Origin of the sequence: Streptosporangium amethystogenes subsp. fukuiense (genome assembly GCF_042665875.1) — a bacterium.
GTDB classification, from domain to species: Bacteria; Actinomycetota; Actinomycetes; order Streptosporangiales; family Streptosporangiaceae; genus Streptosporangium; species Streptosporangium fukuiense.
The window spans coordinates 4,367,633-4,379,688 of sequence record NZ_JBHTEE010000001.1 but is presented as its reverse complement, the minus strand read 5'-3'; the positions used below and the strand labels follow the sequence as shown (position 1 = coordinate 4,379,688).

Sequence of the window (12,056 nt, the reverse complement as noted above, 5' to 3'; positions counted from 1 at the left end):
CCGCGAGGCCGGAGTCCGCCGATCGGCCATGGGTCTCCCGCCGGAGCTTCGGGGCTTTTGAGCCGCTGCCCTTTCGGAGGGGCGGATAAACCATCGGGCGGCCACTCAGCGCGATGTTCTTTAGTCATAAATCCCCTTAACTGAATTTATGTCCGGTTCTTCTGTCTGAAGGGCATCACTGTTGGTAGTCAGTAGATGTCGGACGGGAGGCCAAATTCAATGAGATTTATCGGCATAAAGGGGATTTTGGGCGATCTAGTGGTACCCCTCGCCGTCGACGCCCCCCGCGGCGCTCTCGAGCGACCCGGACCCGCCTCGGTGGACCCACCGGTGTCCCGGCGATGACCGGCACCGTGACCGGCACCGTTCTCGTCGCCCGTCTGGACAACGCGGGCGAGGTCCTGCTGGCGGGGCCCGCGATCCGTGCGGTGGCCGCGGGCGCGCGGCAGGTCGTGCTGCTCACCGGGCCGCGAGGCCGGCCCGCGGGCGAGCTGCTGCCGGGGGTGTCGCGGGTGGTGGAGTGGCGTGCGCCGTGGATCGACCCCACCGCGCCGCCGGTGACCGGCCCGCACGCGCTGAGACTGCTGCGGATCATCCGGGACACGGCCCCCGAGCAGGCACTGATCCTCACCTCGTGCCACCAGTCCCCGTTGCCGCTGGCCCTGGTGCTCAGGCTGGCGGGCACGCCGAGGGTCGCCGCCGTCTCCGCCGACGACCCGGGCTCGCTGCTCGACGTGCGGCACCTCGTCGACGAGGACGTGGACGTGCCGGAGAGCGAGCGCATGCTCGGGCTGGCCAGGGCGGCCGGATTCGAGCTCCCGCGCGGAGATTCGGGGGGACTCGCCGTACGGCACCCGTTGCCCGAGGTTCGCCACCTCACCGGGCCGCCGGGGTACGTGGTCGTGCATCCCGGCACCTCGGTCCCCGCCAGGGCATGGCCCGCGGAGAGGTGGGCGCGCGCGGTTCGGGACCTCGTCCGCTCGGGCCGCAGGGTCGTCGTGACCGGTGGCCAGGACGAGCACGGGCTCACCGCGCGGATCGCCGCGGGTGCCGGGCAGCACGGTCTGTCGCCGGGACCCGTCTTCGCGGGCGGCTGGACGGGCGGCTGGACGGGCGGCGGGCCCGCCCGGCTGCGCGGCTGGAGGGTGGACGAGCCCGCCTTCACCGCCGGCTGGGTCGACGGGACGTGTGCCGCGACGGGCGGCCGGAACTGGAACGGCCCCTCGGCCGCGCACGGCGGGCAGCGGGGAAGGTCCGTCGTCGACCTGGGCGGCAGGACCACCTTTCCCGAACTCGCCGCGGTGCTCGCCGGGGCGTGCGCCGTGGTCGTCGCGGACGCGGGGCCCGCCCACCTCGCGGCGGCGGTCGGCACGCCGGTCGTCAGCCTGTTCGCCCCGCTGGCCCCCGCGGGCCGCTGGGCGCCGTACGGCGTGCCGGTGGTGATCCTCGGCGACCAGCGGACCCCCTGCCGGGTGACCCGGGAGGGCGCCTGCGCCGTCACCGGTCATCCCTGCCTGTCGTCGGTGCCGAGCGCGCGGGTCGTCGAGGCGGTCGACCAGCTGACCCCCGTCAAGGAGACGATCAGATGAGCACCGCTCCGGCCCGGGAGAGTCTCCGCGAGACCGGTGCCGCCGGGCCCGAGGCGGACCGCCCGGTCATGGTGGTACTGCGCGGGCTGGGACTCGGTGACCTGCTCACCTCGGTCCCCGCCCTGCGCGCCCTGCGCCGCTCCCACCCCGGCCACCGGATCGTGCTGGCCGCGCCTTCCGCGCTGGCGCCCCTGGTGCCGCTGATCGGCGCGGTGGACGAGGTGTGCGACGTGTCGGGGCCCGGCCGTGTACCGCCGCTCGGCCGGCGCGTCGACATCGCGGTCAACCTGCACGGCGCCGGCCCGCGCGGCATCGCCGCGCTCCACCGCACCGCCCCGGCCCGGCTGCTGACCCACTCCCACCCCGCCTTCCCCGGCGCGCGCGGACCGGTCTGGCGGGACGGCGTGCACGAGGTGCGGCGCTGGTGCGACCTGCTCGCCTGGTACGACATCGCGGCGGACCCCGCCGACCTGGGGCTCCGGCGCCCCGCTCTCCGCGAGGAGGAGCCGCGGCCCGTCGTCGTCCACCCCGGGGCCGGGTACCCGGCCAGGCGCTGGCCGCCGGAGCGGTTCGCGCTGGTGGCCGCGGACCTGCGGAGGAACGGGTACGAGGTGGTGGTCACCGGGAGCGTGGGGGAGCGGGACCTCGCCGAGCGGGTGGCCATGCTCGCCGGGCTGCCGCCCTCGTGCGTGCTCGCCGGGCGCACCGGGCTGCGCGAGCTGGCCGCGCTGGTGGCCAGGGCCAGGCTGGTGGTCTGCGGGGACACCGGGGTGACCCATCTGGCGGCCGCGTTCGCCACGCCCTCGGTGGCGCTGTTCGGCCCCGTCGCACCCGCCGTGTGGGGCCCTCCGGAGACGGGACCGCACGTCGTCCTGTGGGCGGGCGGCCACGGCGACCCCTACGCCTACCGGCCCGATCCGGGTCTGCTGGAGATCGGTGTCCGGGACGTCCTCGGCGCCGCGGCGCGGCTGCTGGAGGTGGTGCCCCGGGTACGGCGCGGGTCAGGCCTGGCCGTGGGCGTCGGCCCGGACCAGGCGCAGGAAGGCCTTGAGCCCGGTGATGACCTCGTGGTTGTCGGTGAGACCGTCCACGGTGTCCTCGAAACGCCGGGCGAGCCCGGTGATCCGGCGCTCCAGGGCCTCGTCGCCGTCGCGCAGGTCGGCGCCGAGCGTTCCGACGTCCTCCCGGAGCCGCTCGGCCGACTCGGTCAGCGCGGTCACCTCGGCGGCCAGGCCGTCCACCCTGGCGGCGAGCGAGACGATGTCCTCGCGGGGGTGGCGGGCCTCGCTCATCAGCGTGGTGACCCGATCGCGCAGGTGGGACAGGTAGGCCCCGGCCGGACGGAAGCAGGTGCTCAGCAGGTAGAAGCCGGCGAAGTAGTAGCCCACCGAGGCACCGGATAGGTAGGTGATGACGGCCAGGATCACCGCGGAGAGGAGGTGACCGCCGATGGCGAACCGGCGCATCCGCCCGGCGATCTCCAGCGCCTCGGCCTCGTGCCCCTCCGGCACCTGGATGCCGCGCTCCCTGGACACGTGGATCTCGTGGACCACCTGGCGTGCCCCGAAGTAGAGGTTCCACGGCAGGGTGAGGAGCACGATCAGCCAGATCAGGCTGATCGCGCCGAGCCCGAGCGACAGGAACGTGGAGAGCGGGACGTCGGCGTACACGAGCAGCCACGCCGCGACCACCGTGCTGACGAGCGCGACCAGGAAAATCCACCATTTCATGAGCTGAGAATTTCGAAGATCGCCAAGCCGGGGGAGAGCGTACGCACTCAGCGGCGGCTGAGCACTCCTACTCAGGTTCGCGCCCGCCGTATCTCCAGACGACCTCCCCGTCCACCCGCTCGCCGGTCGGTACCAGTCCCGCCCCACGGGCCACGGCCGACGAGGCGGCATGGTCGGGATGGATGGTGGCGACGACGGCCGCGCCGCGTGCCCTGAGCCAGTCGACGAGGGCGACCGCGGCCTCCCCGGCGATGCCCCGGCCCTGCCAGCGGGTTCCCACCACCCAGGCCACGGCCGCGTGGTCGCGGGTCACCGTCGCCTGGACGTGGCCGACCAGCCGATCCGGGCCGTCGAGGTGGATCACCCAGTTGAGCCACGACTCCTCCCGGCCCGGTGGCGGTCCGGCGACCAGGCGGGCGTAGCGGTCGCGGAGTCGTCCGGGGGTCTCCGGAGAGCCGCCGATGAAGGTGTGCAGGGCCGGATCGCCGAGCACCTCGGCCATCTCGGCCGCGTGGCGCACCGCCAGCGGTTCGAGCGTGAGCCGGGCGGTCCTGATGGTTTCTGCGTCCATGGCCGGACGAGTGTCCCACGGCCGCCGATCGGTCCGGGCTCGCCGGGGCGCGGGCCTCCCCGGCGGAACCGCGGCGCCGGAGCCGCACGCGGTCAGGCCGGGCTGACGGAACGGTCGACGCTGCCGGGGGCCAGGACGTGCTCGATGACCATGACGGCGGCGCCGATCACGCCCGCGCGGTCGCCCAGCTCGCTGCCGGTGATCGTCAGATGCTGGGTGGCCAGCGGCAGCGACCTGCTGTAGATCACCTCGCGAAGGCCGGCGAGCACCTGCTCCCCGGCCTCGGAGATGTCGCCGCCGACCACGATCACCGAGGGGTTGAAGAAGTTGACGATCGAGGCGAGCACGTCGCCGACCTCGCGGCCCGCCTGCCGGATGAGCTGGACGGCCTGGGTGTTGCCGCCGCGCACCAGACGGACCACGTCGCGGCTGTCCTCGGCCGTCACCCCGGCCGCGCAGAGTTTGGCCGAGATGGCGGCGCCGCTGGCGACGGCCTCCAGGCAGCCGACGTTGCCGCAGCGGCAGACGGTATCGAGGGCCGAGGCCACCTGGATGTGGCCGATGTCGCCCGCCGCGCCCTGGGCGCCCCGGTGCAGGCGGCGGTCGCTGATGATGCCGCAGCCGATGCCGGTACCGATCTTGACGAAGATGAGGTGGTCGGCCTCGGGGCGGGCGGCCCAGTGCTCGCCCAGCGCCATGATGTTCACGTCGTTGTCGACGAGGACGGGCGCGCCGAGGCGCGAGCCGAGCCACTCCGGGACGGGGAAACCGTCCCAGCCCGGCATTATCGGCGGGTTGACCGGGCGTCCCGAGCTGTGCTCGACCGGGCCGGGGAGACCGACGCCGATGCCGCAGATCTCCTCGGGGCGGTGGCCGGTCTCGGCGAGCATCTCCTCGAAGGTGTGCTGTAGCCAGCCGAGCGTCTCCTCGGGGCCGCGGTCTATCGGCACCTCGGCCGCGCGCTCCGCCAGGACCGCGGTGCCGAGGTCGGTGACCGCCACCCGGGCGTGGGTGGCGCCGAGGTCGGCGGCGAGGACGACGCGGGCGGTGCGGTTGAACGTGAAGGCGACGGCGGGCCGGCCTCCCGAGGAGATGGCCTCCTCGGTCGGGACGATCCACTGCCGGCTCAGCAGCGCGTCGAGGCGCTGGGCCAGGGTGGACCTGGCCAACCCGGTCAACTGGATCAGCTCGGCCCGCGTCCTGGCCCGACCGTCGCGCATGATGTTCAGAAGCGCCCCCGCGCCGGCGATCGAGCCGTTCGCTTCGCTAAGCATGCGCACAGTCAACACTCCTTGTTTCCGCCACGTCAAAGCGACTTACGCCCTCCACCTGCTCCATTATGCCTATTGGTGATTTTCTTTTGCTTAGTCATCGACATAAGGGAGCCCGCGTGCCCGCGGGAGGTCAGGGCCGGGCGTCCCCGCCCGTCGCGCCGGGGGTCCGGCCGAGGCGCCTGAAGAAGGCGGCCACCGCGTAGGGGTCGACGGGGTCGGTGAGCAGCTCCAGCATCTCCTGCCTTCGCTCCGGGGCGACCTTGAACGGGTGGCCGAACACGTGCGGGCCCTCCCCGTCACCCAGCAGCCGGGTCAGCATCAGGTCTCCCGGCAGCGCCTGCCCGGAGAGCAGCTCGTCGGCCAGCGTCACCCGCCCCCCGTCCCCGTCTCCGCCCTCGGCGGCGGCCACGGTGATCTCGTGCCCGGAGACGTCGAGGACCTCCCACAGGCGCAGCGGCGTCCGCCGCCACGACTCCAGCAGTGCCACCTCGTCGTCGCGCAGCCACTCGGCGCGCGCGTCCAGGAACTCGCCGACCACGTCGTTCTCGAACAGGGCCAGGTCCGCCAGGGCGGGCTCGGCCACCCGGACGCTCAGCGCGATCAGGTCCTCGATCAGCCGCCTGCGGGCCGGGCGGTAGGCGTACGCGAGCAGCTGCCGGTACAGGTGCGCGGCGCGCTCGGGCAGCGGGGCGCCGGGGTCGGTGCGGCACGCGGCGTACTCGGCCGCGTCGTGCACGGCCGGAGCCAGGCCGGGGGCCAGGGAGAGCACCTCGGAGATCAGCCCGGACGCCTCGAACGAGCGGCCCTCGCCCTCGGCGGACCTGGCGATCAGCAGCAGCGCGGCCGGTTCGGTGCGGGGCAGTGCCTCGACCAGTGCCGGGCCGAGCGGCTCGCGCTCCACCTCGTCGGCGATCCTCGCCAGCACCGTGTCGGAGCGGGACAGGTAGGTGACGGCCTTGGAGAGGTCGGCGCCCTCGCCGTAGGTGCGCAGCGCGCTGCGCACCAGGGCCAGCCTGATGATGTCCAGCGGCGCCAGGTCGGCGACCGACGCCGTGTCCCACGGCGCCCCCACGATGCCCACCCTGCCGCCGCGCACCTCCAGCGAGGCGTTGCGCAGCAGCGGGGCCAGCGGCGGCAGCGGGTCGGCGAACGTCTCCGGGGCCTTCATCAGCAGCTCCAGGACCACCACGTCGACCGGTACGCCCGGGCTGGGCTCCAGCCCCTCCGCGAAGGCGCGCAGCGCGTCGAGGGCCTGCTCGCCGAACCCCTGGACGACCCGCATCACCCGTTCCGCCGGAACGTCGTCCAGCTCGACGGCCGACAGCTCCAGGACGCCGTCGCGCAGGCGCAGCGCGATCACCTGCTCGGGCTCCAGGCGGGCCAGCCAGCCCTCGGGGCCGGTCAGGGCGGGCTCCCCGGTGTCGAGGGAGGTCAGCACCCGGCCGCCCCCGGCCAGCGGCACCCCGTCGCCGTCGGCCAGCCGCGCCCACAGCCGCAGGTCGTCGGAGGCCGGCAGCACCCCGCTCGCCAGCTCGGCCCGGGTGACGAGGTGCGTCAGCACCGCGCCCTCGCTCAGCGTCAGAAGGTCGCTCATCATCCCATTGTTCTCGACGTCCGGGCATGGCGACGCCGCCCTCCCCGCCACGAGGTCGCGCATGCTCGTGGCGGGGAGGGCGTCCGGGACACCTCCCCGGGATCTGCTCGGGATGGGCGATCCCCGGGGCCCGTGTGCCCGGCGTGTTCCCCGCCGGACTCGATCGAGCCCGGCGGGGAAACCCCTTACGGCCTGGTCAGGCCGAGGGTGTAGGAGCCGGAGCCGCTGTAGGCGTGCACCCGTACGCGGTAGGTGCCCGCGGTGCCGCTGTAGGTGAAGGCCTCATCGGGGTTGGGGGAGGTCCCGCTGGCCACGGTCGTCCAGGTGGAGCCGCTCAGCTTCTGCAGGTAGGCGTCGTAGTCGGTGCCGTTGGGCCCGTCCAGGCAGACGCGGTGGACGCCAGCGGCGGCGCTGTAGCCGGCGGTGCCGGGCTGGTAGGCGTTGGCGTTGGAGGTCAGCGAGCCGGTGTAGGAGTTCTGGTAGCCGCTGCAGCCGGGGGGCGGGGTCCCGTTGGTCACCAGGGTGAGCCCGTACGCCGACAGGATCTCGTTGATCGGCTGGTGGTAGGTGGTGCCGCCGACGGTGCAGTTGCCCGAGCCGCCGGAGGTGACGCCCTGGGCCTGGCTGCCGGAGATGTAGGAGCCGCCGGAGTCGCCGGGTTCGGCGCACACGGTGGTGCGGGTCAGGCCGGTGATGGTGCCCTCGGGGTAGGTGACGCTCGTGTTGTGCTGGCTGATGGTGCCGCAGCGGTACTGGGTGGTGGAGCCGGAGCGGCAGATGGAGCTGCCCACGACCTGCTGGGTGGAGCCGGTCACCGGAAGGATGCCCGCGCTGTAGCCGTTCACCACCCCGGTCGGGGTCCAGTTGGAGTTGACCGCGACCCACGCGTAGTCGTTGCCGGGGAAGGACGAGCCCTGGAAGGTGCCCTGGGCGACCTGGTTGTAGCCCTGGGTGGCGGTGCCGGCCGTGCCGCAGTGGCCGGCGGTGGCGAAGCCGCCCTGGCCGCCGCGGGTGACCGAGAAGCCGACCGAGCAGCGTCCGCCCATGTAGAAGGCGTCGCCGCCGCGGACGTCGTAGAGCGGCCTGGGCTTCTCCTGCGAGGCCTCGACGCGGACGAGCGCCTTGTCCACGCCGCTGCCGTCCACGAACGCCTGCGCCTCGGCGACGTCACCGGCCAGCACGACGACGCTGTTGCTCCGCACGTCGACGTACCAGGACGGGACCGACCTCGGCGCGGAGGCCACGAGCCGGTCGAGCCGCTCCTTGGCCATGTCGAGCGTGGCCAGGGAGTTCTTGAAGAGCTTGACCTCCGCGCCCGACTTGGCGAGCGAGGCGATCTTGGTGGAGTCGTTGGTGGCGACCACGAGGTCGGAGGTGGGGCCGGTCACCCAGGCTCCGGCGAAGGAGGTGCCGAGCCGCCCGCGGAGGACGGGCTCGACCTTGGCGGCGGCGGCCTCGTTGACCAGCCGGGCCGCGGCCTGCTCGCCGGTACCGCCGAGGTCGCGCCGGATGGCGTCGACCAGACCCGGAGACGGCTTGGCGGTGGCCTCCACCAACGTTCGGGCCTCGGCGAGGGTGTAGGGGGCGGCGGCGGTCTCGCCAGGTCCCTGATGGGCGACGGCGGGGGTGGCCACCATGGCGACGGCGAGTGCGAAGCCCGCTGTCACGGCACTTCTGCGGAGCATGGGTTCTCTCCTCATGTGGGGGGTGCCGTAAAAGTAACGGTATGCACATGAGGCTCACCTCTACCGAATGTCCCCTACCGTCACGTTATGGAGAGGTGCCCAGCCCGGGGTTGTCGACCAGCCAGGCGGCGTACCGCCTGCTCCGCCCGACCGCGTCGGCGTGCGCGGCCTTCGCGTGTTCGAGGATCGCCGCGGCGGCTCTGGCGGTGGCCGCCTCCGGGTGCCAGCCGAACAGCTGCCGCCAGCGCAGCGGGGCTCCGGCCAGCGGCACCAGCTTCAGCCCCTCGGCGGGCTGGAAGGTCGCCTGGCAGAGCGCGGCGGCGCGGCCGACCTTGGCCAGGTGCATGCAGGTGGCCACGTCGGTCTCGTAGATGGTCTTGGGGGTGAAGCCGGCGCGGGCGCAGGCCGTGGCGAAGCAGTCGCCGAAGCAGCTGTCGCCGGGGGTGACGGTCCACTGCTCGTCGGCCAGCTCGGCCAGTTCCACCTCCTCTCTGTCGACCAGCGGATGGTCCTCGTTGAGCAGTACGAAGACCGGGTCGGTGCCCACGGTCGACCACACCACCGGCCCCTCCACCGGGGGCGGGCTCTCCCCGCAGGCGCCGATGAACGCGAAGTCGATCCGGCCCAGCATCACCATGGTGGTGAGCTCCTTGGCGGACCAGGAGGTGTGGGTGCTCACGGGGGTGGACGGCCAGGCGGTGGCCAGGCGGTCCATCAGGCCGCCGAGTATCGGGCCGTTGGTGGCGCCCAGCCGGTAGCTGGGGATGTCGGCGTTCGCGTTGGCGAATCGAAGCGCCTCCTCCTGGAGTTCCCGGGCCGCGGGCAGGAGCACCATCGCGCGTGACAGGACCAGCTCCCCCAGGGGCGTGGGCCGCGCGCCGTTGTGATCACGTTCGAAAAGAGCTCCCCCGAGGACCCGCTCTATTCGTTTGAGCTGTGCCGTCAGTGCGGGTTGGGCCAGTCCGAGGTGGGTGGCGGCCTTGGTGACGCTACCGGCCTGCGCCACCGCGCGCACGATCTTGAGGTGTCGGAGCTCGAGATCCATACCGGGAACGTAAGGCCGCTACGTTATGCCTGCAATGCAAACGTGTCATGAAATATGACTCAATTTTGTCGAATCGTTCCAAAAAGGGTTCTGGTCCGGAAATTGGGGCATCTTGGGGCGACCGTTGGCGCCTGCCGGGGGCCGAATCCAGAAGATCCTGATTCTCGTGGTGGACAGCCGGCTTCGGTGTCCGGCATCCGAGATTTCCGCGATTCGGATTTCACCCGTGTTTCGGGCGCCGGGCACGCCGATATCCGGCGTCCGGGATTCCTGTACGAGTGCGAGAGGCGGACGCGCCGATGTCCGCCGTCATACTCGGCGAGGGGGCTGCCGGGTTTGACCGGCGGGTGAATCGCTTCCCTGTCACGGGGCCGGGACCGGGCCGGTCAGGGCTCGGAGACGCCGCGGCGGGCGGCCTGCCGGGAGGCGATGATCCTCTCCAGCTGTGCCGTCAGGGCGGGCGCTCCTGGACGGTTGTCGATCTCGTCGTGCGGCACGGCGGGTGGTTCGTCCACCCTGATGGCCCGCAGGTAGTCCTCGAAGCGGTCGAGCTTGCCCGCGTCCCTGGCGAGCCCCCTGGCCTCCAGCCGGGAGCGCAGTGCCGCGCCGTCCGAGCGGACCCAGAGGAGGTGTACGGGCGGCCCGCCCAGCCGCCCGACCCAGCGCTCCCACACCGCCGCGTCGTGTACCTGGGTGGTGAAGGGACCTTCCAGTATCACCGGGCAGCCGTGCGAGCGGATCTGCCGGGCGACCTCGGTCAGCCCGTCGTACTCGTACCGCTTGATGTGCTCGTCGTACCAGGGGCCCTCGCGTTCCCCGTCGTCGCGGCCGTGGGCGCGGAGGGTGGCGGCGACGAAGCCGCCGTAGACGGTGTCCTTGTCGAGCAGCGCGGGAGGTGGGTCGAGCAGCGCCGGCAGCGCCGCCGCGACCGTCGACTTCCCCGCTCCCGGGGGCCCGCTCACCACCCAGAGCGGTGCCGCCACGTCCGCGCCCACCTCGCTCTCAGTCCTTCCAGGCGCCGGCCACGCTCTCCGCGACGGCGGGCGCCTGGGCGAGGCCGGCCTGGAAGGCGGGGCGCCACAGGGCCGGGTCGAGGACGTTGACGCCGAACACGGCGACCGACGCCTCGTCGGGGACGATGTGCGCCACCGCCGCGTTCCCCAGCTCGGCCAGCTCGGCCTCGAAGCGCGCCCTCGGTGAGACGTGCGCCAGCGGTTCCAGGATGACCACGGCCGAGCTGCCCGCCGCCAGGTCGGCGTTGGTCGCCGAGCGCACCCCGCCGTCCATGTAGCGGCGCCCGCCGATCTCCACCGGCGGGAACACACAGGGGACCGCGCAGCTGGAGGCGACCGCGGACACCAGCGGCGCCCCCGAGTCGCGTTCCCAGACCACGAACTCGCCGGTCGCCGCGTCGACCGCGGTGATCAGCAGGCGGCGCTCCGGCCACTCCTTGACGGGCAGCCGGTCGCCGATCGTCTCGATCCTGGCGCCGGTGTCCTTGGTGGCCAGGGCCAGCTCGCCGACCCGGCGCCGGGCCTCCCGCGGCTCCAGGGACGGGTCGTACAGCACGCCGAAGGCGGCCATGACCGCCTCCATGTCCACCGCGGAGACGGTCGCGGACTCGGTGTCCGCCTGGACGCCGACCGAGCTCTCCAGGTCGACCTCGGTGGCGACCAGCGTTCCGACCACCGAGCCGGCCGAGGTGCCGACCACCAGGTCGGCCTCTCCCAGCTCCAGCCCCGCCTTGCGCAGGCCCGTGATGATCCCCGCCTCCCAGGCGATGCCCGCCACGCCTCCGCCGCCCAGTACCAGTGTTCTCGTCATGCGGCCTATTCTTACCCGAATATCCCTCTGGAGCCGAGGGGGAGGCGGCTGGGCGAGCTCCGGTGAACGGGCCGGCCGATAACCTCAATGTAAGTTGAGGTCAAGATAGACTGCCCTATGCCCAACAATCCGGAGATAACCGTCGGCCAGCTCTCCTCGCGCAGCGGGGTCGCCGTCTCCGCCCTGCACTTCTACGAGGCCAAAGGTCTGATCCGCAGCCGCCGCACCGCGGGCAACCAGCGCCGCTTCTCCCGTGACACGCTGCGCAGGATCGCCTTCATCCGGGTCTCCCAGCGGGTCGGGATCCCGCTTCGGACCATCCAGGAGGCGTTGTCCGCGCTTCCCGACGGGCGGACCCCCACCCGGGAGGACTGGGCGAGGCTCTCGGCGATGTGGCAGGACGAGCTCGACGACCGCATCAGGCAGCTCGAACGTCTCCGGCACGGGCTGACCGAGTGCATAGCCTGCGGCTGTCTCTCGCTGGACCGCTGTGCGCTGGCCAACCCGGACGACGTGGCCGCGGCGAGCGGGCCGGGCTCGCGGCTGATGGTCGCCCCCCGCCGGGAGAGCGCCCCCGGCTGCGGGTCGGAGTAGCCCGGGGACGGACGCGGCGGGCGGGACACCTTCCCGACCGCCGCCCTCTCCGTGCGGTACGCGGTGATCCGGCACGGGTTTGTTAGTTGTCTGTTCAAACTATTGACGGCGCGGGGTCCGGCATGTGAACCTCTGGGCGTTCATGCACGC

10 protein-coding genes are annotated in these 12,056 nt (G+C 72.8%); 3 read left to right on the top strand and 7 right to left on the bottom strand.

Annotated elements, in window-relative coordinates; genetic code table 11:
* Positions 1–341: 341 nt before the first annotated feature.
* Positions 342–1,589 carry a glycosyltransferase family 9 protein gene (locus ACFQVD_RS18490; protein ID WP_364155191.1) on the top strand — a complete coding sequence of 416 codons (1,248 nt, stop codon included), beginning with the start codon at positions 342–344 and terminating at the stop codon, positions 1,587–1,589.
* Complete coding sequence (locus ACFQVD_RS18485) at positions 1,586–2,992, top strand: glycosyltransferase family 9 protein (RefSeq protein ID WP_343964104.1); 1,407 nt, start codon at positions 1,586–1,588, stop codon at positions 2,990–2,992. Before ACFQVD_RS18490 ends, ACFQVD_RS18485 begins: the two co-directional genes overlap by 4 nt.
* A gap of 394 nt (positions 2,993–3,386) precedes the next feature.
* On the opposite strand, the gene ACFQVD_RS18480 is transcribed toward ACFQVD_RS18485, so the two are convergent.
* From ACFQVD_RS18480 to ACFQVD_RS18450, 7 genes are all read right to left on the bottom strand, one after another.
* Entirely contained in the window at positions 3,387–3,890 is a 504-nt protein-coding gene (locus ACFQVD_RS18480; protein WP_343964102.1) for a GNAT family N-acetyltransferase, read from the bottom strand.
* 92 nt (positions 3,891–3,982) lie between these two features.
* A complete protein-coding gene (locus tag ACFQVD_RS18475; RefSeq protein WP_343964100.1) occupies positions 3,983–5,164 on the bottom strand; it encodes an ROK family protein in 1,182 nt (393 codons plus the stop codon).
* 130 nt (positions 5,165–5,294) lie between these two features.
* Positions 5,295–6,758 (bottom strand): hypothetical protein, encoded by a 1,464-nt coding sequence (locus tag ACFQVD_RS18470; RefSeq protein WP_343964098.1) that lies wholly within the window; start codon positions 6,756–6,758, stop codon positions 5,295–5,297.
* Between the two features lie 185 nt (positions 6,759–6,943).
* Positions 6,944–8,443: a S1 family peptidase gene (locus ACFQVD_RS18465; protein ID WP_343964096.1), complete on the bottom strand. Its 1,500-nt coding sequence runs from the start codon at positions 8,441–8,443 to the stop codon at positions 6,944–6,946.
* A gap of 85 nt (positions 8,444–8,528) precedes the next feature.
* Positions 8,529–9,488 (bottom strand): LysR family transcriptional regulator, encoded by a 960-nt coding sequence (locus tag ACFQVD_RS18460; RefSeq protein WP_343964094.1) that lies wholly within the window; start codon positions 9,486–9,488, stop codon positions 8,529–8,531.
* A gap of 386 nt (positions 9,489–9,874) precedes the next feature.
* Complete coding sequence (locus tag ACFQVD_RS18455; RefSeq protein WP_343964092.1) at positions 9,875–10,483, bottom strand: AAA family ATPase; 609 nt, start codon at positions 10,481–10,483, stop codon at positions 9,875–9,877.
* Between the two features lie 7 nt (positions 10,484–10,490).
* A complete protein-coding gene (locus ACFQVD_RS18450) occupies positions 10,491–11,312 on the bottom strand; it encodes a patatin-like phospholipase family protein (RefSeq protein WP_343964090.1) in 822 nt (273 codons plus the stop codon).
* Between the two features lie 117 nt (positions 11,313–11,429).
* Here ACFQVD_RS18450 and soxR point away from each other — a divergent pair, with 117 nt between their 5' ends.
* The gene (soxR, locus tag ACFQVD_RS18445) at positions 11,430–11,906 is read left to right on the top strand and encodes a redox-sensitive transcriptional activator SoxR (RefSeq protein ID WP_343964088.1); all 477 of its coding nucleotides are present in this window, start codon (positions 11,430–11,432) and stop codon (positions 11,904–11,906) included.
* Positions 11,907–12,056: the final 150 nt, after the last annotated feature.

Excerpts from the sequence above, each read along its gene's own strand:
- ACFQVD_RS18490 (WP_364155191.1), top strand. The coding sequence starts at position 342 with ATGACCGGCACCGTGACCGGCACCGTTCTCGTCGCCCGTCTGGACAAC.
- ACFQVD_RS18485 (WP_343964104.1), top strand. The coding sequence starts at position 1,586 with ATGAGCACCGCTCCGGCCCGGGAGAGTCTCCGCGAGACCGGTGCCGCC.
- ACFQVD_RS18480 (WP_343964102.1), bottom strand. The coding sequence starts at position 3,890 with ATGGACGCAGAAACCATCAGGACCGCCCGGCTCACGCTCGAACCGCTG.
- ACFQVD_RS18475 (WP_343964100.1), bottom strand. The coding sequence starts at position 5,164 with ATGCTTAGCGAAGCGAACGGCTCGATCGCCGGCGCGGGGGCGCTTCTG.
- ACFQVD_RS18470 (WP_343964098.1), bottom strand. The coding sequence starts at position 6,758 with ATGAGCGACCTTCTGACGCTGAGCGAGGGCGCGGTGCTGACGCACCTC.
- ACFQVD_RS18465 (WP_343964096.1), bottom strand. The coding sequence starts at position 8,443 with ATGCTCCGCAGAAGTGCCGTGACAGCGGGCTTCGCACTCGCCGTCGCC.
- ACFQVD_RS18460 (WP_343964094.1), bottom strand. The coding sequence starts at position 9,488 with ATGGATCTCGAGCTCCGACACCTCAAGATCGTGCGCGCGGTGGCGCAG.
- ACFQVD_RS18450 (WP_343964090.1), bottom strand. The coding sequence starts at position 11,312 with ATGACGAGAACACTGGTACTGGGCGGCGGAGGCGTGGCGGGCATCGCC.
- soxR (WP_343964088.1), top strand. The coding sequence starts at position 11,430 with ATGCCCAACAATCCGGAGATAACCGTCGGCCAGCTCTCCTCGCGCAGC.